The following is a 20254-nucleotide window of genomic DNA, read 5'->3' on the forward strand; positions in this document are numbered from 1 at the left end:
CGCTTCCCGTCATGTCTTGTTATGTTGACTGGCGCTCAAGCAGCACCAGCGATTCCAGATGGGCGGTCTGTGGGAACATGTCGGCGACCAGTGCTTGCACCAGACGATAGCCGCCTCCCGTCAGAATATGCACATCACGTGCCAGTGTCGCCGGCTCACAGGACACATAGAGCACGCGTGACGGCCCATTGTCGGCGAGCGCCTGACAGATGCCCTGGGCACCTGATCGAGGCGGGTCCAGCACCACCAGGTCAGCCTGCTCAAGACCGGCCGGAGCCCCGGAAAGATCCGTACAGCGCGCGTCGATTCGATCCGCAACGCCGGCATTTTCGGCATTATCGCGCAGCCGCTGCACCATTGATTCCCGACCTTCGTAGGCGATGACCCGGGCACCGGCAGCGGCCAGCGTCAGGGAAAAGTTGCCCACGCCGGCAAAGAGATCCATCACTGCCATCTCGTTGTGAACATTGGCCCATTCCAGAACCCGCGCCACCAGCTGATGGTTGACATCGGCATTGGCCTGCAGGAAATCTCCGCTTTGAATGCCGATGCCAGCGCCACGATCATCGACCAGCGCCCGATAGTGAGGCCAGATGTCGGGATGATCGTCCAGACGCATCAGCTGCGGGGAGTTTCCCTCACCCGCCAGCACGCTCAGCAGCAGCTGATGGTCACGAGCGAACTGCTGCCAGCGCGTCATGTCACCGGGCACGCGACGCAGCTGTCGCAGGGTAATCATGACGCTGTCATCACCAGCCACCAGCTCGACATGCCCAAGACGTCGCGGCGCCTCGAGTGTCTCGATCAGAGCCCGCAGCGGCTGCAGCAGCGCTTCAAGGCGCGGCTCGAGGATGGGGCACTGCTCGATGTTGAACAGGCGGTCCTGACCCCGCACCCGATAGCCGAAATGAAGGCGGTCATCGCTGCCGACTCGCACGCCCAGACGCGCTCGGCGACGATAGCCCCACGCCTCGCCCTTGAGCAGTTCAGGCTCGGGAAGCGCAATGTCGTGACGCTCAAGATGCTCACGCAGCACCTGTTGCTTGTGACGGCGCTGGCCTTCGATCTCAAGGTGCTGCAGATCGCAGCCACCGCAGCGACCGAAATGCTCGCAACCGGGGGTGACCCGCGCCTCGGAAGCCTTCACAACCCGACGCACGTGACCTTCGTCATAGCGGCCATGCTGGGTATGGATGGCCACTTCGACCTCTTCACCGGTGAGCGCCTGCTCGATGAAAAGCGTCTTGCCGTCACGATTGCGCGATACGCCCCGACCGTCATGCGCCATCCGTTCGATCACAACGCTGCCTTTCTCATCGCGCTGGCCATTTGATGCTTCCAGACGCTTGCGCGCCGGGCGCCGCTGCTGACGGCGCTGTCCCAACATGGCCATGATCAGTGCTGCTCCGGTGCGTAAAGGCCGGTGGAAAGATAGCGATCGCCACGGTCGCAGACGATAAAGGCAATCACGGCATTATCGACCTCGCGCGCGATCCGCAGAGCGCCTGCGAGGGCTCCCCCCGAGGAGACGCCAGCCAGAATGCCCTCCTCTCGCGCCAGACGACGCATGTACTCCTCGGCTTCCTGCTGACCGATATCCAGAATGCGATCAACGCGCGACTGCTCAAAGATGCTCGGACGATAAGCCTCGGGCCAGCGGCGAATACCGGCAATGCTGGCGCCGTCTTCGGGCTGAAGGCCGACGATCTGAATCGCCTCGTTTTTCGATTTCAGATAACGCGACACCCCCATGATGGTACCGGTGGTCCCCATCGAGCTGACGAAGTGCGTAATCCTGCCGTCGGTCTGTTCCCAGAGCTCGGGGCCGGTGGTTTCAAAATGCGCCAGCGGGTTGTCATGGTTGGCAAACTGATTAAGCGGCTTGCCCTCGCCGCGCGCGATCATCTCGTCGGCCAGGTCGCGGGCGCCTTCCATGCCCTGTGCCTTCGTGACCTCGATGAGTCGGGCTCCATAGGCGGCCATGGCCTGCTTGCGCTCGCTGCTGGCGCTGTCCGGCATGATCAGAATCATGTGATAACCACGGATGGCCGCCGCCATCGCAAGCGCAATGCCGGTATTGCCTGAAGTGGCTTCAATCAGGGTGTCACCCGGGGAAATCTCGCCGCGCGCCTCGGCATGCGCCAGCATCGACAGGGCCGGACGGTCCTTGACCGAGCCGGCAGGATTATTGCCTTCAAGCTTGGCCAGCAGAACGTTGCTGCCGACCTGTAGACGCTTGAGACGTACCAGCGGGGTATGCCCGATGGTGGATTCAATAGTGGGGTAATCCATGCAGCGCTCCAGAATCAACGGGATGCCAGAAAAGAGCCGAGAACAACGTAGCCCGCCTGATACCTTGTCATCAGGACGGTCGCTCGTAGGTGCTGAAGGCACGGGCCTGCACCATCAGGCGTTTCATGTCACGAACCGCGTCACCAAGGCCGGTCAATGCCGCGCGGGCCACGATCGAATGCCCGATATTGAGTTCGTGAAACCAGGGCATGGCGGCAATGGCCTCCACATTGTGGTAGTGCAGACCATGGCCCGCATTGACCGTCATGCCCAGGGCATGGGCCATTTCTGCCGCTGCAGCGATGCGGGCCAGCTCAACGTCGGCGTCCTGACGTGAGGCTTCCACCCAGGCACCGGTATGCAGCTCGATGACAGGAGCACCGGCATCGAAGGCGGCCCGGATCTGATCAGGGTCGGGATCGATAAACAGCGAGACCTCACAGCCTGCGGCCTCAAGGCGTTGACAGGCGTGTCGAATGCGATCAAGGCCACCTACCACGTCCAGCCCGCCCTCAGTCGTCAGCTCCTCGCGCTTTTCAGGCACCAGACATACGTTGGCGGGCTTGAGCCTTTCAGCCAGTGTGACCATCTCCTCGACCACGGCCATTTCAAGGTTCAGCCGTGTGTTAAGCATCTGCACGGCAAGCTCGATATCGCGATCCTGAATGTGGCGGCGGTCTTCACGCAGATGCATGGTAATGCCATCCGCGCCGGCCTTTTCGCTGATCAGTGCTGCCTCGACCGGATCAGGGAAACGCGTGCCGCGCGCCTGTCTCAACGTGGCAATGTGGTCGACATTCACGCCCAGCAGAATACGCGACGGCAGGGAATTGGCGACTTGCTCCGACATGGTGTCTCCTTTAGCGCCTACCCGTGCGGCGACGGCGCAACAGTTCATTCATCAGCTCACGCGATCGTAGTTCGCGACTTCCCAGCAGCGGCGCCAGCGCCTGACGAGTCAGCACACGGGCGGTACCGGCAAGCCCTGCGGCGTCCCAGTCACCACGAGAGAGCCAGCCCAGCGCGCGCGCGTCAAAGGCCGGTCCGTCGGAAGGCGCCACTCGAAACCGTTTCAGGGACGGGTCATAAAGATAGCGCCCTTCGCGATCAAGCGGCCGGTCCTGCTCATCCAGAAAGACCGGTTCGCTGTCGAGCGCCTCGAGCAGGGTTATCTCGAAGCGCCGCAGCGCCCCACTGCGGCGGTCGGGAAAAGGCAGGGCTTCAAGAAGCGCGGCATAAAAGGCAAACAGCGTATCTACCGGTAGCGACAGGGGCAGCAGACGCGTCATCAGCTCGTTGGCATAAAGCCCGCAGATAAGCCCTTCACCTGCCAGCATGGCACCCGGCCCCTGGGATTCGATCACCCTCAGCGTTTTCAACTCGCCTTCGCCCTGCCAGGTCAGATGCAGCGGCGTAAAGGGTTGAAGCCGGTGACGCGTGCGGCTTCCCGGGCGCATGACGCCACGGGCCACGGCGCGAATACGCCCATCATGAAGCGTCAGGATATCGGCCAGTGCACTGGTTTCGCGCCATGCCTGACGGTGCAGCAGATAGGCCGGCTGCAGTTCCATGATCAGTCCAGATCGTAACCAAGGCTTTTCAGCGCTCGGGCATCGTCGGACCAGTTATGCTTGACCTTGACCCACAGCTTGAGCATGACCTTGCAGTCAAAGGCGCGTTCCATCTCCAGCCGCGCCTCCTGACCGATCTTCTTGATGCGCTCGCCGCCTTCACCGATCAGGATCTTTTTCTGGCCTTCCCGCTCGACCAGCATCAGGGCATGAATGTGGATGATGTGGCCCTCATCGCGAAACTGCTCGATTTCTACCGTCATCTGATAGGGCAGCTCGTCGCCGAGCTGACGCATGACCTTTTCACGCACCAGTTCGGCGGCCAGAAAGCGCTGGCTGCGATCGGTGACCTGCTCTTCCGGGAAAAAATGCACGTTCTGCGGCAGATGTTTGGCCACTTCCGCTTCGAGTGCGTCAACATTGGTGCCGTGACGCGCCGAGATCGGCACGATGGCGGCAAAGCTGCGACGCTTTTCGAGTTCGGCAAGCCAGGCCATGAGCCTGGAGCGATCCTCGATCCAGTCCACCTTGTTGACAGCCACGATCACCGGTGCCTGCACGCTGGCAAGCTTTTCGAGCACGATGTCGTCTTCTTTCGTCCACTTTGTGCGATCCACGATAAAGACGACACAGTCGATATCACGCAGCGCCTGTGTAGCGGCCTGGTTCATGAAGGCGTTGATGGCGCGATTGCGATCCTTTTGCATGATGTGGATACCGGGGGTATCCACATAGATGGTCTGCGTATCGGCCTCGGTCTTGACGCCCATGACCTGATGGCGCGTGGTCTGCGGGCGCCGGGAGGTAATCGAAATCTTCTGACCCAGAATGCGATTCATCAGGGTCGATTTGCCCACGTTGGGACGACCGACAATGGCCACAAATCCACAGCGCGTGGACGCACCGGATTCGGGAGTGTCGTCCGTGGTGATATCGTTCATGAAATGCTCCACGTTAACGTGTGTCCGGTGTTGCGGTAACAGGGTATGCAGCAGGGCAGCCAGAACGCTTCATCGACGCATCGCATCGATTTTTTTCAGTGCCTGATCGGCGGCCTGCTGTTCAGCGTGGCGTCGGCTGGCGCCGGCACCGGTCGTTGGTGCATCAAGCACTTCCACATGACAGCTCACCGTGAACTGCTGTGCATGTGCCTCGCCTTCAATGTTGAGTACTTCATAGCGCGGCAGCGCGATCTGGCGAGACTGAAGGAACTCCTGAAGGCGGGTCTTGGGATCCTTCTGGGTGTCCTCGAGGTTGAGCGCCTGAAGCCGCGCGTCATACCAGGCCAGTACGCAGCGTCTGGCCGAGGTCATGTCACTATCAAGATAAATGGCGCCAATGATGGCTTCCACGGCGTCGGCAAGGATCGAATCACGCCGATGCCCGCCGCTTTTCATCTCTCCCGAGCCAAGTCGCAGGAACTGACCCAGCTCGAATTCGCGTGCCAGCTCGGCCAGTGTCTCCCCCTTGACCAGACGCGCCCGGAGTCTTGATAGCTGCCCTTCACGTGCCTGTGGAAAGCGCGCATAGAGCGCCTCGCCCACCACGAAGTTGACAATGGAGTCGCCCAGAAACTCGAGCCGCTCGTTATTGGCACCGCCATAGCTGCGATGGGTCAGGGCGAGCTCAAGGCGGGCCCTGTCGTCAAAACGATAGCCGATACGGTCACTTAGGATATTGAGGGAACTGCTCACGAGATAGTCGCTTTGTTCAATGAAACAGGCATAAATGATAACAGAAGCTGTCCTTCGACAGCTTCTGTTGAAAGGGATTTTCCATCAGTAAATTCTGACGGATGAAAGAGAATACCTAGTGCAGCAATCTCGCCTTGGTAAAGTCCGGCAGACCGCCGTTCCAGTGCATCCAGACGCCAAAGGCTCGTCCGACGATGTTTTCTTCTGGAACGAAGCCCCAGTAGCGGCTGTCGTTGGAATCATCGCGATTGTCGCCCATCATGAAGTAATGCCCGGGTGGCACTGTGACTTCACTCATCTGCGGTCCGGGCGCATCAAGATTGTTGAAGATGTAATGCTCAACGCCCTTGAGGTGCTCCCTGTAAAGCGCCTGGGTATCGTTATCGCTGCCGCTGTCATCCAGCAGATCCTTTCGAACGGGCTGGCCGTTGATATAAAGCTGCTTGTCCTGATAGCGGATGCGATCCCCCGGCACACCGATTACGCGCTTGATGTAATTGACTGACGGATCGCCCGGATAGCGAAACACCATGATATCGCCACGCTCGGGCTCTCCGATATCCAGGATTTTGGTGTTGATCACGGGCAGGCGCAATCCGTAGGAAAACTTGCTGACGGCGATGAAATCACCGACATCCAGCGTGGGCTCCATGGAACGTGACGGAATCTGAAACGGCTCGATGACAAAGGAGCGCAGCACCAGCACGACCAGCAGCACCGGGAAAAAGGCTCTGGAGTAATCCACATACCAGGGCTCCTTCGGGGTGCCCGGAGCAGCCGTGTCATGGGTCACTTCTCCCGGCGGTCGGCTGCCCCCCGACGAGCTTTCGCGCCGACGGCGCAGTACAGCAATATCCAGCAGCCAGATGGCACCTGTCACAAAAACGGCCACGACCAGCAGAAGTGAAAAATCCATTACGTGCTTTCCCGACTCACGGGAGCGCAGCCAGAGCTACGCTCAATCATTGACTTTCAGTACGGCCAAAAAGGCATCCTGGGGGATTTCTACCTTGCCGACCTGCTTCATGCGTTTTTTACCCTGCTTCTGCTTGTCCAGCAGCTTGCGCTTTCTCGACACGTCGCCGCCGTAACATTTGGCGGTCACGTTCTTGCGCAGTGCCTTGACGGTCGAACGGGCCACAACGTGCCCACCCAAGGCCGCCTGAATGGCCACATCGAACATCTGACGCGGAATCATTTCCTGCATGCGCTCGACCAGCGATCGTCCACGCTGATGCGCCTGGTCACGATGCACGATGGTGGCCAGGGCATCGACCCGGTCGCCGTTGATCAGCACATCCAGACGGGCCAGACGCGCGGACTCGAAACGCTCGAAGCTGTAATCCAGCGAGGCGTAGCCCTTGGAGATCGACTTCAGGCGGTCGAAAAAGTCCATCACCACCTCGCCCATCGGCAGTTCATAGACCAGCTGCATCTGACTGCCCAGCACCTGCATGTCGAGCTGCACGCCACGGCGCACCACGCACTCGTTGATAACGTTGCCGACATACTCCTGTGGCACCAGGATGTTGGCGCGCACGATCGGCTCACGGATATCGTTGACCGACCCCATATCCGGAAGCTTGGACGGGTTGGAAACGTAAAGCACCTCGCCGTCGTTCATTTCCAGCTCGTAGATAACGGTGGGTGCCGTGGTCAGCAGATCGAGACCGTATTCACGCTCGAGGCGCTCCTGAATGATCTCCATGTGCAGGGTGCCGAGAAAGCCGACGCGAAAGCCAAAGCCCAGCGCGTCGGAGTTTTCGGGAATGTAGTCCAGCGAGGCATCGTTGAGCGCCAGCTTCTCGAGCGCGTCGCGGAAATCCTCGTAGTCATCCGAACTGATGGGGAACATGCCGGCGTAGACCTGCGGCTTGACCTTCTGAAAGCCTGGTAGACGCTCGACCTGAGGCGTTCTGGCGTGGGTAATGGTATCGCCCACCGGGGCACCGTGAATGTCCTTGATGCCGGCGATGATAAAGCCTACTTCGCCGGCTCTCAGCATGCCGGTGCTTTTCTGGCGGGGCGTGAAGATACCGATGTCGCTGACTTCCCACTCACGACCGGTGGACTTCATCAGGACCTTGTCACCCTTTTTGATGGTGCCGTCAAAAAGACGCACCAGCGATACCACACCCTGATAGTTATCAAACCAGGAGTCGATGATCAGTGCCTGGGCGGGCTTGTCGACATCACCTCTGGGCGGCGGAATGAAGCGAACCAGCTCCTCCAGTAGTGCCTCCATTCCGAGGCCTGTCTTGGCCGACACCTGCGGCGCATTATCGGCCTCAAGTCCGATGATCTCCTCGATTTCGTGACTTACCTTCGCCGGATCGGCCTGCGGCAGGTCCATCTTGTTGAGCACCGGCAGTACCTCAAGGCCCTGCTCGATGGCGGTATAGCAGTTGGCTACCGACTGTGCTTCGACCCCCTGACCGGCATCCACGACCAGCAGCGCGCCTTCACAGGCATAGAGCGAGCGCGATACCTCGTAGGAGAAATCGACATGGCCGGGCGTGTCGATGAAGTTGAGCTGATAGAGCTCGCCATTCGGGGCGCGATAATCGAGGGTGACCGACTGCGCCTTGATGGTGATACCGCGTTCACGCTCGAGATCCATCGAGTCGAGCACCTGCTCCTTGAGCTCACGTTCGGTCAGACCACCACAGATCTGGATGATGCGATCTGCCAGCGTCGACTTGCCATGGTCGATGTGGGCAATGATCGAGAAGTTACGGATATGTTTCAGTGTTCCGTTGCTTGCGTCATTCGTCATTCGAGGTGATCACCTGTTAAAGCACCGTGAGCCATGGCGCCTCAGCGCCGCTGTAGCATCTGCGCTGACCATGGCTGAAAATGGGCGCATTGTAGCGTGTTGACGAATCAGGTGATAGGCAACCTGCCGGCGATGACACTGCAGCCATCACTCATTGCGAGTCGACTGATGACAACAGGGGCCCGAAGCGGGCCCTTGTTGTTGAAGGCATCGATCAGCGTGCGTCGGGACGTAGCGGCACAAACAGCGTTGCGCCGTCACGACTGATGCGCATGGGTACCGCCTTTTTGCTGTCGAGCTGACCGGTCAGCCTGCGCAGCGTGGCGACCGAATCCACCGGCTTGCCCGCCAGCTCGACGACCACGTCGCCCGGCTGCAGACCGGCGCGGGCTGCAGCGCTGTTCGGTGCTACCTGCTGTACCAGAACACCGGCATCGATCCCCATCTGCTGGCGCTGCTCGGCGCTCAGATTCGACACCGCAAGCCCGATACTATCCTTGTCGGAGCCGGAAACGTCGCTGACCGAGTCATCGCTGTCGGGCCACTGCCCCACTTTGACCTTGATGGTCTGCTCATGACCGTCACGCTGGACGCGCAGATCGATGCTGTCATCCGGCGAGACGCGACCGATCAGACGCGGCAGTGCATCGGAGGTATCGATGTCGCTGTCACCGGCCTTCAGGATAATGTCACCAGAGCGAAGTCCCGCTTTCTCGGCCGGGCTGTCAGGGGCCACATCGGCAATCAACGCACCGCGGGCACGATCCAGACCAAAAGAGTCTGCCAGATCATCGGAGACCGGCTGAATGACAACACCGAGCCAGCCGCGATCAACGCGCCCGTTGTCCTTGAGCTGATCGGCGATATCCATGGCGACGTTGATGGGAATGGCAAATGACACGCCCATAAAGCCGCCACTGCGGGTAAAGATCTGCGAGTTAATGCCGACCACTTCGCCATCCAGATTGAACAGCGGCCCGCCGGAGTTGCCAGGATTGATGGCCACATCGGTCTGAATAAAGGGCACATAGCTTTCGGTAGGCAGCGTACGGTTGATGGCACTCACGATCCCGGCGGTCACTGAGTGATCAAATCCGAAGGGCGAGCCGATCGCGGCGACCCATTCACCGGTTTCAAGGCCGTCCGAATCCCCCATTTTGAGTGTCGGCAGACCCTTGGCATCCACCTTGATCAAAGCGATATCGGTCTTCTGATCCTGACCGATGACTTCAGCCGTCATCTCGCGGCGGTCATTGAGCCTGACGGTCACGGTGTCGGCCCCATCAATGACATGAGCATTGGTCAGGATGTAGCCATCTTCGCTGATGATAAAACCGGACCCCAGTGAGCTCAGCGTTTGACTGCCGCCCTGGTCGGGCATCCCGCCAAATCCGGGCGGCAGCTGATCACCAAAAAAATGGCGAAAAATATCCGGCAGCTGTTGATTGGGCCCCATCATGCCGGAGCGAGCGGCAGCTTCACGAGTGGTTGAAATGTTCACCACGGCGGGGGCGGCGCTTTTGACCAGAGACGTGAAATCGGGCAGACCGTTTTTTTGCTCAACGGCTCTGGCTGGCAGTGACATGACCATCAGAGCGGTCATCAACAGCACCATGAGCGCCATGGCCTGCCATCTGCGGGCATAGTGGTGTTGGTCTGGGGAAGTATCGGTAACTGGGGCATCAATGCATGAGAGATCGGCCATCTTGGGACTCCGGATACTCTTATAGGCTATGGCGTTAGCGGATACGGTGACCAGGTCGGGGCCGGAATGCCCCTCCTGTCGCCCCTATAGACTGTTAAGCGTAAATTAAGTTCTACCTTCAGGAAGACGCCGCGGAGTTATCCTGTTTATCGTCGGGCGCACTGTCACTCTCCTGCAGATGCACCCGGGAGACCACGCGGGTGAGCACTTCTGCCGGCAGAGCGCCCACGGCAATCACCTGCCAGGTATCCCCGTCATGCTGAACGTGGCGCGCTGCGGCACGGAAATTGCCAAGCTGGTGCACGCCTTCGCGCAGCGCGGTGTTGTCATTGACCGGGCCCGCAAAAAGGCTCATGGCGGACAGACCATCGCTATAGATTTCGCGCTGCAGGCTTGCACCGTTGAGTGTGACCTCCAGCGTTGCCGGCTGTCGATAGAACCCTTCCGGCAGCCACTGTGGCTGCCAGGACGCCTCGGGCATGGCGTCACCATCAGGTTCCTGTAGATAAAGAGTGTCGCTGGAGCGCACAAGGGAGTCGATACGTACGATCTGTATGGTATCCACAGCGTAGCCCTGAGCGTTCAAGAGCTGCTGTCGCAGCGGCAGTCCGCTGGCAACATCAAGCCATAGCCGATGCGGAAAACGCTGGTCATCCCGGGGAGTGATATCCAGCACAACGGCCTTGCGTCCGGCAACAACATCACGCGCTACCAGACTGAAGTCATAGTGCTTTTGAAGCTGCTCGACCGTGTCATCGATCGAAGCAAGATGAAAGGAACCATCCGAACGCCCGGTCCACCAGAGACCCGGCGGATGCCCGTCGTGCTCGATGGTCTCGGCAGGGCCATCCAGAAACTGGATGCGCTCCTGCTCCTGCCCGTCATCGATTCGATGCTCAAACAAAAAGGTGCGCAAAGAGCCCATGCCAAGACGAAGGGCTACGGCCTGAAAGGCATGGCAGCGCTCGGCCATCAGGCTGCGTCTGAACCATTGCTCCCCGTTGTCGCCTACCTCCTGATCCATCCGATCACAGGCAATCTGTGCCCTGCCATCACTGCGAGCTTCACCGGCATGGCCCTGAACGGAACACAAGGGAGAAAGCAGAACCGCTCCCATCAAAGAAGCACAAAACCACTGTCGCATTGCGTGAAGACCCGCCTTACTCGCCGCTGGCAGGTGCCAGACCCTGCATGTTCGCCATCCAGACATTGCTGCGATAGCCTGCCTGTTCGACATGTCGGTTCAGATAGTTTTGCAGCACTTCAGCCTGCTGACGGTCGTTTCGCGCGGCGTCTTCTTCACCCGGCGCCATGAACCACGAGGTCTGCGCCCCGATCGGCATGATATTGGCACCTTCTGCCCCGCCGTTACCGCGAAATGCAGCCAGCGATGCCATGGCACCGTTGTTGCCGGCCACGGCGCCGCCATCAATGGTGGCATCCCGCGAAGCCAGACTGGTACCGCCGTTGCCCGGCACACCTTCGACACCGGTATTGGCCCGGTAGACCTGCACCCCGGTCATGACCATCAGGCTCACGGCCGCGGCAATGGCGGCGCTGCCCATGAAGGAAAACGGCACTGTACGCCGATGTGTCTGCGCACCTTCGACCGGGTCGTCCATCTGCTCCTGATCAAGTTGCGCCCAGATGGAAGCAGACAGGTCGGTCGACACATTGATGCCGCTTTCACGCTGCATGACGCTGCGCATGAGATGATAGCGACGCCAGGTATCCGCTTCTTCACTGGCATCTTCAGACAGCGATTTCAGTACACGTCGAGTCTCGAACTCGCTGCACTCTCCATCCATCAATGCCGAAAGGGATTCCCGTACTTTCTGATTCATACCCAGATACCCTCGAACCCGTCGTGACGCATCGTCACGATATGGTAGACAGTCCAAATTCGATTAAGTTTTGCCCAGGACCTTCTAATTACGACCTTCACCCATTTTTTCATCACGAGTCAGTGATCAGCGTCATTGCTCATGCACCATGTCATCCTCCTGTTCCGGATGCAGCAGCGGTCTGATTCGATTGTCGACCGCCTCCCTGGCCCGAAAGATGCGCGAACGTACCGTGCCGACCGGACACTGCATGATGCTGGCAATATCCTCATAGGAGAGTCCATCAAACTCTCGCAGTGTAATGGCCGTTCTCAGATCCTCCGGGAGGTTTTCGATCGCCTCGAACACCGCTTTTTCAAGCTGGTCACGGGCGATGGCCGACTCGGGCGTATCGATATCCGCCAGCCGCCCGCTCTGATCCAGCACCTCCGCATCAGAGATATCCATGTCGCTGTTGGGCGGACGCCGCCCGCGAGCCACCAGATAGTTTTTCGCCGTATTGATCGCGATGCGATACATCCAGGTATAAAAGGCACTTTCATTGCGAAAGCGTCCCAGGGCGCGATAGGCCTTGATAAAGGCTTCCTGCGCCACATCGTGTACTTCTGCCTGGTCGTGCACGTAGCGACCGACAAGCCCGATGACCTTGTGCTGATACTTGCGTATCAACAGGTCGAAGGCCTTGTTGTCACCCTTCTGCGCGCGTTCGACCAGCTGATGATCCGTTTCCTTCAACCCCATTCGCGATCCCCCGCAACGACAGGGTTCAAACCTTTCGAACCTGTCTTTTCAGGCCCTTCAGGAAAGTAACAAACAATTGAAATCATGGTGATAACCTGAAAGCTCCGGGCCTTGATCCATGGCGTTAGTGTTCCCCTTTATCGACGCCTCATCAAGTCGATATCCTTTCAACCGGACACGAGCCTCCCGAAAACTGTAAAGTATTGAGACCGTGAAAAAGTGTCATGGTTCCGTGGCAGTCTTCTCTGTCAGCGGCGTATCATGCAGATCCCGTTTCATTTCGATTTCCAAGCACTGCCGGATAGCACGCTCATGTCACAGCAACAGGTCAACAACCTCAATGTTCTCTCTCAGGACGTGCTCATCACGCCTGACACGCTCAAGCGCGAGATTCCTCTTTCTCAGGAAGCCGAAAGTACCGTCATCGAAAGTCGTCAGACCATCGAGCGTATCCTCGCCGGTGACGACCCTCGTCTGCTGGTGGTCATCGGCCCCTGCTCCATTCACGACACCGAGGCTGCAAGGGACTATGCCCGACGGCTGAAGGCGCTGTCGGAGCGGGTCAGCGATTCACTTTTCATCGTCATGCGGGTCTATTTCGAAAAGCCGCGGACCACCACCGGCTGGAAGGGGCTGATCAACGATCCGCACCTCAACGACTCCTTTGATATCGAAAAGGGCCTGCATATTGCGCGTGACCTGCTGGTAGAGCTGTGCGAAATGGGGCTGCCGCTGGCCACTGAAGCGCTGGATCCGATCTCGCCGCAGTACCTGCAGGACTGCATCAGCTGGTCCGCCATCGGCGCGCGGACCACCGAGTCCCAGACCCACCGTGAGATGGCCTCCGGCCTCTCCGGCCCGGTCGGTTTCAAAAACGGCACCGATGGCAGCCTGGATGTGGCGATCAATGCGCTTCGCTCGGTGGCTTCACCGCACAATTTCCTTGGTATCGATCAGAAGGGCCAGGTCGCCGTTATCCGCACCCGCGGCAACGCCAACGCTCATGTGGTGCTGCGCGGCGGCAACGGCAAGCCCAACTACGACAGCGTCAGCGTGGCTCTGGCCGAGAAGGAGCTGGAGAAGGCAGGTCTCAAGACCAACATCATGGTCGACTGCTCCCACGCCAATTCCAACAAGGACCCGGACCTGCAGCCGCTGGTGGTGGACAACATCGTCCAACAGATCATGGAAGGCAATCGCTCCATCATGGGTCTGATGATCGAGTCCCACATTCATCGTGGCGCGCAGAAGCTGACCAGCGACCCGTCACAGCTTGAATATGGCATCTCGATCACCGATGCCTGCATCGGCTGGGACACCAGCGAGCAGCTGCTGCTCGAGGTTAACGACAAGCTGAGCGAAGCGCTGAAGGCACGACAGCGCTGAGTTGTCTGTCAGGATATGATCCGCTATCAAAAAACCCGGCCATGGCCGGGTTTTTCATGTGCGTACTGCCTGACAATGAACGAGCGCTCAGGAGGCCAGCGAGGCAGACGCACCCTCGATCTCGCGGCGAAACGGTGGCAGCGCATCCAGCAGCGCCCGACCATAGCGGCGGGTCAGAACGCGCCGGTCCAGCAACGTGATGCGTCCGCTGTCGACCTCCTTGCGAATCAGGCGACCACAGGCCTGCACCAGCTTGATCGACGCATCGGGTACGGAAATCCGCATGAAGGGATTGCCCCCCTGCGATTCGATCCACTCTGCCAGCGTGGCCCCTACCGGGTCATCCGGCACGGCAAAGGGCAGCCGCGTGATCACGACGTGGGTCAGATAATCGCCCGGCAGATCAATGCCTTCGGCAAAGCTGGCAAGCCCCAGAATGATGCTGCCCTGCCCCTCATCAATACGCTTTCGATGCCGCTCGATCAGCTCGCGTCGCGGCATGTCATCCTGAGAGAGCGTGCGAGCAGCCGTGCCCTCTTCAAGTCTTGCCGTCACGGCCCGCAGTTGCTTTCGCGACGAAAAGAGCACCAGCGCCGCCTCGTCCTTGCCAAGCCCTTCGATGAAGTCGACGATAGCGCTTTCATGTGCCTCTCGGTCGCCGGGATCAACCGCCTGGCGTGGTACCGACAGCACCGCCCGTGAATAATCGAACGGACTGGGCAGACTCTGATAGCGATAGCGATTGGCGAGTCCCGCGCGCTCCTGCAGGCGATCAAAGCGCCCCAGTGCCGTCAGTGTGGCCGAGGTCAGTACCGCGCCGTGACAGCTGCCCCACAGATAGCGCGCCAGCGTTTCGGCCGCGCTGACCGGGCTTGCCGAAAACGTCAGCTCCGCCTCGCCCGAGCGCTGTTCGAACGTCAGCCAGCGTGCCTGCGGCGGCGCGCTGTCGCCATCGTCAGCACCAAAGCCCCCCCACAGCGCGTGCGCCTCGAGCGCACGGCCATGCACCAATGCAATCAACGGTAGCCACGCTTCCGCCTGCTCGCGGGCAAGTCCGGTCGATTTGTCCGGATCAAGGCTTTCGCGAAGGATATCACTGATGGTTTCCAGATGGCGTGACAGCTCGGCAAAGGGCGTCACCAGCTGCTGGGCCAGGTCCTTGAAGGCCGCCGGCAGTTTGCCCATTGGAAAGCGATAGTGCAGCCGCTCATTGTCTTCCGGCGTGCGCTCGGCCAGCGGCTGCGCCAGTCGAAAGGCGTCTCCCAGCCGGGGCTCGATATCCGCCAGCAGCTCCGGAAACTGTGCCAGCAGCCGGGCAATCGTGTGCTGTGCACCCAGCCCCGTATTGAGCTCGGTCAGGGATTTCTTGAGCTGGCCGAGCCAGCGCATCGCCGCATTGACACCCTGACGATGGTAAAAGTGCTCAAGCGCCTTGTCGGGCAGATGGTGCGCCTCGTCAAAGACATAGATCGTCTCTTTCGGGTCGGGCAGCACTACGCCACCACCCAGCGACAGATCGGCCAGCACCAGATCGTGATTGGCCACAATGATATCGGCCTCATCCATCCCGCGACGGGCACGAAAGAAGGCGCAGGCGCCGAAGTGCCCGCAGCGCCGGTTGGTACACTGGCGATGATCGACCGTCAGTCGCCGCCACTGCGGATCGGCAATGGTCTGCGGCCAGCTGTCCCGATCGCCCTGCCACTCGCCGCTACCGTAGGCTTCGGCCAGCTCGCGGGCCAGCTCACCGATATCTTCCTGACTGCTGACCAGACTCTGCTCGAACAGCGACATGGTCGGGTTCTCTTCCACCCCGTCCATCAGCTGATCGAGTCTGGCGACACAGACATAGCGTCCGCGCCCCTTGGCCAGTGCATACTCGAAATCAAGCCCGCTGCTGGCCTTGAGCATCGGCAGATCCTGATGCAACACCTGCTCCTGCAGCGCCACGGTCGCCGTCGAGATTACCAGACGCTTGCCCTGAGCCTTCGCAATCGGCAGCGCCGCCAGCAGATAGGCCAGCGTCTTGCCGGTGCCGGTGCCGGCCTCGAGCACACAGACATGCTCCTGACTGACGCGCTTGCCCTGTTCGTCGCTTTTGATATCGCCAAGCGTGCGGGCAATCTCGGCCATCATCAGGCGCTGACCGTAGCGAGGCCTGAGCGAGCGCGCCTCGATGACACGTCGATAAGCCGTCTGGATATCGCTTTTAAGCGCGTCGTCAAGCACGTTGCCTCTCCGCCAGCGGGTATGCGCCGCCGTCAGTCATCGGTGAGCAGATTGGCCGGCGGCTGCTGACAGGGAAGCCGATCCTTGATGTAGGCCTCGATTTCCGGCAGTGCGTAGCCGTCCTCTTCCCCCACGAAACTGATCGAGGTGCCCTGTGCACCCGCCCGACCGGTACGTCCGATGCGATGCACGTAGTCTTCCGGGTCCTCGGGCAGCGTGTAGTTCACCACGTGGCTGATATCGTTGATGTGGATACCGCGACCGGCCACGTCAGTGGCGACCAGCACGGCCACCTTGCCTTCACGGAAACGCTCGAGCGTGGTCACGCGTGTTTTCTGCGGCACGTCCCCGGAGAGCATGGCCACGTTGATGCCCGCCTTGCGCAGTCGCTCATCGAGTTTTCGCACCAGATCGCGCCGATTGGCAAAGACCATCACCTTTTCCAGCTTTTCGCGTTCGATCAGGCGCCGGAGAATGGTGAATTTCTCGGCATCGCTGACCAGATACACTCGCTGGTCGATGTTGGCAGCCGCACTGGTGTCGACTTCGATCTCGACGTGCGCCGGCTCATGCGTCCACTGGCTGGCCAGGTTGAGAATGTCCTGGGTAAACGTGGCCGAGAACAGAAAGGTCTGGCGCTCGGTGCTTTTCGGCGTGGCGCGAATGATGCGCTTGACGTCCGGAATGAAGCCCATCGACAGCATGCGATCAGCTTCGTCCAGCACCAGCACTTCAACCTGTGAGAGGTCGGCATCGCGCTTTTGATGGAAATCGAGCAGTCGTCCGGGCGTGGCTACCAGAATGTCCAGCGGCTTTTCAAGCTTCTGGCGCTGCTTCTGATAATCCATGCCGCCAACGGCACTGGCCACCCTCAGGGAGGTGTGCGTCATCAGCGCTTTTGCATCCTTCTCGATCTGCAGGGCCAGCTCGCGTGTCGGGGCGATGATCAATGCTCTGGGCGCGCCCGGCTTTTGACCGTCCGGCGCCGGCTCTTCCAGGAAATAGGCCAGAATGGAGATCAGAAAGGCTGCGGTCTTGCCGGTTCCCGTCTGCGCCTTGCCGACCACGTCGCCGCCCAGCAGGGTATGGCGCAGTGCTTCCGCCTGGATGGGCGTGCAGTAGTGAAAACCCTGCTCGGCAATGGCCTGCATCAGGGGCATCGGCAGATTGAAGTCCTGAAAGCGCCATTTGCCCGCCACGGCGGGCACATCAGGCAGGCTGGCGGCGACGTCGCTGCCTGCGGCTGACGAGCCATCCTGCGCGCTGGCGGTCTGTGCATTGTTGCCATTGCGGGACTGGCTGCGGCGCGGCTTGCGACGGCGACGCTTGGGCCGACGATTGGCATTGGTGGGCGCCTCTGCCGACGTCTGTGCCGGCTGAGGGTTTTCCGACTCACTCATATGCTGCGATCACTTTGGATTGAGATGAATAGACAAGATAACGGTTCATTGTATCAGCACCACTGACCCAGTTGTGCATCAACCGCGTCCGACACAAGCCAGCACGCGTGCAAATTGTTAAACTGCATGTCACTGCAGCACACTGCTTCAGGCTGGAAACGAGAGGTTTTTATGACCCGTCGCAAGAAGACGCGCTCGCTGGCCGACAAGGTGACAATCCGTACCGGCAAGCGCAAGGATTACCGCCGCTGGCGGCATGACAATCCCGATGAAGTCGCATCCACACCGCGATTTGCGGCCAAAAAGCGCGATCAGCGCAAGAGCCAGGCGGCCAGCAAGCTGGAGCGCCAGCGCCGCGAGGGCGTCACGCTGCCGCTGCATCCGCAGGACAATAATGTGCCCTCCGATTCTTCACAAGACAGCTGACATGCGCCTGGTTTCATTCAACATCAACGGTATCCGTGCCCGCCAGCATCAACTTGAAGCGCTGGTGGAAACCCATGCACCCGACATCATTGGCCTGCAGGAGACCAAGGTACAGGACAGCGAATTTCCGCTCGATGCGGTGGCAGGCCTTGGCTATCACGTGCATTACCACGGCCAGAAGGGCCACTACGGTGTGGCACTCCTGACCAGACAGGCGCCGTCACGGGTACAGCTCGGACTTCCGGATGACGATGAGGACGCACAGCGGCGCATGATTGCGATCACGCTGGAGACGTCATCCGGCCCGCTGACCGTCTACAACGGGTATTTCCCGCAGGGCGAGAGCATTCACCACCCGACCAAGTTCCCCAACAAGCGTCATTTCTATGATCAGCTATCGCGCCATCTCGAGCAGCAGCATCGCTCCGAGGAACAGATCGCGGTCATGGGGGATTTCAATATCTCTCCGGCCGACATTGATATCGGTATTGGTGAATCCGCTCGCAAGCGCTGGCTGAGAGAAGGCAAGACAAGCTTCCAGCCCGAGGAGCGCAGCTGGCTCGAGCGTCTGACCAGCTGGGGATTCGAGGATAGCTATCGTCGCTGTTACCCGCAGCGTGATGACCTGTTCAGCTGGTTTGACTACCGCTCAAAGGGCTTTGAGCGCGACCCCAGAAGAGGGCTTCGTATCGACTACATTCTGACCAGTACGGGGCTGTCGCCTCGCGTTCAGGATGCCGGAATCGATTACGATCTGCGCGCCATGGCAAAACCATCGGATCACGCACCGGTCTGGACCCGCCTGAACATGGACTAACGTTCGTCGCACGATGAACGTTTCACCACACGGTCCGCCCTGTCGCGGGCCGTGTGGCGTTCCGTCCTTTAAAACTCGTGGTCAGCGCATTGATACCTGCGACGAGAGATCGGGCCGTGAACGGTCGCTATCGATCAGTGCCAGCCATTGTCCGGCCTGTTCGGCGCTACCGTCGAACTGCTCGGCCTGCCGAAAGACCTGCTGCGCCTGATCAAGACGCCCCTGTTCGTAGACCGCAACGCCTTCCATCAGCAGCAGCTGGCCGGGGTCGTCGCCGCCTCTGGCGCGCGCCTTCGCAAAGCCCTGCTCGGCCTGTCCCCAGGCGCCCCAGCCGTAGGCGAGATCACCCAGCATGTACCAGTCGTGAGCCTCGTTGGTACGCTCGGCCACCGTCTGCCAGGCCCTGAGTGCCTGCTGATGGTCGCGGGTCTGTGCCCAGGCACGTGCCAGCAGACGACGATGGGCGTCACTGTCCTTGATATCGCCGTTATCCAGCGCTTCTGACAGCATTTCGGCGGCGCGCGCCGGGGTGCCACCGGCCATGTGCAGTTTTGCCCGGTTCAGCAGAGCGTCTTCTCCCTTGAGGATACCCCGCTGCCAGCCGGCTTCCCAAAGCGCGGCCGCACGCCCCGGCTTCCCGATGCGCTGATAGAGCGCCGCGGCCTGCTGCCAGCGTGCCGGGTCACTGTCATCCTGCGCCAGCTGCGCCTCGACCACGCTGGAGGCGTCCTCGAGCTGCCCTGACTGCTGATAGACACTCGCCGCCAGCGCCAGCTGTTTGTCGCTCGGCGATGAATCGCTGGCACGAGCCAGCCGGACCCAGCGAAGCGCCTCGTCCCACTGCTCAAGACGCGCATGGATGCGCGCGCCCAGCCAGAGATCCTTCGGCCCGAGTGATGCCTGCCCCTGCCAGCGGTCAAAGAGATCCGCCGCCTGCTCGAACTGTCGGGCCTGAACCCGCAGCCTTGCCTCCTGCTCGAGCCACTGCAGGCGCTGTGACAGCGGCGCCGTATCGATGGCACGAGCCTGATAGAGCAGATCCGCTGCCCGACCGGGCTGATCCATGCGCTGGGCGGCGCTGGCGGCCAGCTGCAGATAGAGCGCCCTGGCCCACTGATCACCCTGACTGCTGCCGGCGCTCGAAGCGTGGGCACGCGCCGACTCCACAACCTGCTGGTAATGACCGTTTGAAAGCTCGCGCTCCAGCCCCTGAAGCCGATCAATGCTCTGCTGGGAAAGCGCCGGTCCGGCGGCCGTGGCGCGCTGTTCGCCGCCCAGCAGCATGGCAAGCCCTACCCCCATGGCCATCAGCACTTTCAATGGCCCCTGACGATGCGTCCCATGACGACGATGACTGTGTCGAAACATGACAT

18 protein-coding genes are annotated in these 20254 nt (G+C 60.3%); 3 read left to right on the forward strand and 15 right to left on the reverse strand.

Annotation, left to right across the window (positions count from 1 at the left end; all coding sequences use genetic code 11):
- Nucleotides 1-19 precede the first annotated feature (19 nt).
- The 12 genes from BM079_RS01290 to rpoE form a co-directional block, all read right to left on the reverse strand.
- Nucleotides 20-1393, reverse strand: a complete 1374-nt coding sequence (locus BM079_RS01290) for a methyltransferase domain-containing protein (protein ID WP_090130048.1) — start codon at nt 1391-1393, stop codon at nt 20-22.
- Nucleotides 1394-1395: 2 nt separating this feature from the next.
- Complete coding sequence (gene cysM, locus BM079_RS01295; RefSeq protein WP_090130049.1) at nt 1396-2292, reverse strand: cysteine synthase CysM; 897 nt, start codon at nt 2290-2292, stop codon at nt 1396-1398.
- 70 nt (nt 2293-2362) lie between these two features.
- Entirely contained in the window at nt 2363-3142 is a 780-nt protein-coding gene (gene pdxJ, locus BM079_RS01300) for a pyridoxine 5'-phosphate synthase (RefSeq protein WP_090130051.1), read from the reverse strand.
- Nucleotides 3143-3152: 10 nt separating this feature from the next.
- Entirely contained in the window at nt 3153-3863 is a 711-nt protein-coding gene (recO, locus tag BM079_RS01305) for a DNA repair protein RecO (RefSeq protein ID WP_090130053.1), read from the reverse strand.
- A 2-nt stretch (nt 3864-3865) separates the two neighbouring features.
- Nucleotides 3866-4804, reverse strand: coding sequence for a GTPase Era (era, locus tag BM079_RS01310; protein ID WP_090130055.1), 939 nt, complete (start codon nt 4802-4804; stop codon nt 3866-3868).
- 69 nt (nt 4805-4873) lie between these two features.
- Entirely contained in the window at nt 4874-5557 is a 684-nt protein-coding gene (rnc, locus tag BM079_RS01315; RefSeq protein WP_090130057.1) for a ribonuclease III, read from the reverse strand.
- A gap of 115 nt (nt 5558-5672) precedes the next feature.
- Nucleotides 5673-6473 carry a signal peptidase I gene (gene lepB / locus BM079_RS01320; RefSeq protein ID WP_090130059.1) on the reverse strand — a complete coding sequence of 267 codons (801 nt, stop codon included), beginning with the start codon at nt 6471-6473 and terminating at the stop codon, nt 5673-5675.
- 42 nt (nt 6474-6515) lie between these two features.
- A complete protein-coding gene (gene lepA, locus BM079_RS01325) occupies nt 6516-8333 on the reverse strand; it encodes a translation elongation factor 4 (protein ID WP_090130061.1) in 1818 nt (605 codons plus the stop codon).
- A gap of 214 nt (nt 8334-8547) precedes the next feature.
- The gene (locus BM079_RS01330) at nt 8548-9957 is read right to left on the reverse strand and encodes a DegQ family serine endoprotease (RefSeq protein ID WP_090130749.1); all 1410 of its coding nucleotides are present in this window, start codon (nt 9955-9957) and stop codon (nt 8548-8550) included.
- A gap of 199 nt (nt 9958-10156) precedes the next feature.
- Nucleotides 10157-11062, reverse strand: coding sequence for a MucB/RseB C-terminal domain-containing protein (locus tag BM079_RS01335; RefSeq protein WP_175489554.1), 906 nt, complete (start codon nt 11060-11062; stop codon nt 10157-10159).
- Nucleotides 11063-11198: 136 nt separating this feature from the next.
- Nucleotides 11199-11882 carry a sigma-E factor negative regulatory protein gene (locus BM079_RS01340; RefSeq protein WP_090130064.1) on the reverse strand — a complete coding sequence of 228 codons (684 nt, stop codon included), beginning with the start codon at nt 11880-11882 and terminating at the stop codon, nt 11199-11201.
- 132 nt (nt 11883-12014) lie between these two features.
- The gene (rpoE, locus tag BM079_RS01345; RefSeq protein ID WP_090130066.1) at nt 12015-12623 is read right to left on the reverse strand and encodes an RNA polymerase sigma factor RpoE; all 609 of its coding nucleotides are present in this window, start codon (nt 12621-12623) and stop codon (nt 12015-12017) included.
- 312 nt (nt 12624-12935) lie between these two features.
- Between rpoE and BM079_RS01350 the strand changes: the two genes are divergently transcribed.
- Nucleotides 12936-14009, forward strand: coding sequence for a 3-deoxy-7-phosphoheptulonate synthase (locus tag BM079_RS01350; RefSeq protein WP_090130751.1), 1074 nt, complete (start codon nt 12936-12938; stop codon nt 14007-14009).
- An 87-nt stretch (nt 14010-14096) separates the two neighbouring features.
- Here BM079_RS01350 and dinG read toward each other — a convergent pair whose 3' ends face one another.
- Both dinG and BM079_RS01360 read right to left on the reverse strand, forming a co-directional pair.
- Nucleotides 14097-16238, reverse strand: coding sequence for an ATP-dependent DNA helicase DinG (dinG, locus tag BM079_RS01355; RefSeq protein ID WP_090130068.1), 2142 nt, complete (start codon nt 16236-16238; stop codon nt 14097-14099).
- Between the two features lie 32 nt (nt 16239-16270).
- A complete protein-coding gene (locus tag BM079_RS01360) occupies nt 16271-17638 on the reverse strand; it encodes a DEAD/DEAH box helicase (protein ID WP_090130069.1) in 1368 nt (455 codons plus the stop codon).
- A gap of 171 nt (nt 17639-17809) precedes the next feature.
- On the opposite strand from BM079_RS01360, the gene BM079_RS01365 reads away from it, so the two are divergent.
- A complete protein-coding gene (locus BM079_RS01365; protein ID WP_090130071.1) occupies nt 17810-18064 on the forward strand; it encodes a hypothetical protein in 255 nt (84 codons plus the stop codon).
- Between the two features lies 1 nt (nt 18065).
- Nucleotides 18066-18881, forward strand: coding sequence for an exodeoxyribonuclease III (gene xthA, locus BM079_RS01370; RefSeq protein ID WP_090130073.1), 816 nt, complete (start codon nt 18066-18068; stop codon nt 18879-18881).
- Nucleotides 18882-18962: 81 nt separating this feature from the next.
- On the opposite strand, the gene BM079_RS01375 is transcribed toward xthA, so the two are convergent.
- Nucleotides 18963-20249 carry a tetratricopeptide repeat protein gene (locus BM079_RS01375; protein WP_139215233.1) on the reverse strand — a complete coding sequence of 429 codons (1287 nt, stop codon included), beginning with the start codon at nt 20247-20249 and terminating at the stop codon, nt 18963-18965.
- Nucleotides 20250-20254: the final 5 nt, after the last annotated feature.

The sequence above is a fragment of the Kushneria avicenniae genome, assembly GCF_900112585.1.
GTDB lineage: Bacteria > Pseudomonadota > Gammaproteobacteria > Pseudomonadales > Halomonadaceae > Kushneria > Kushneria avicenniae.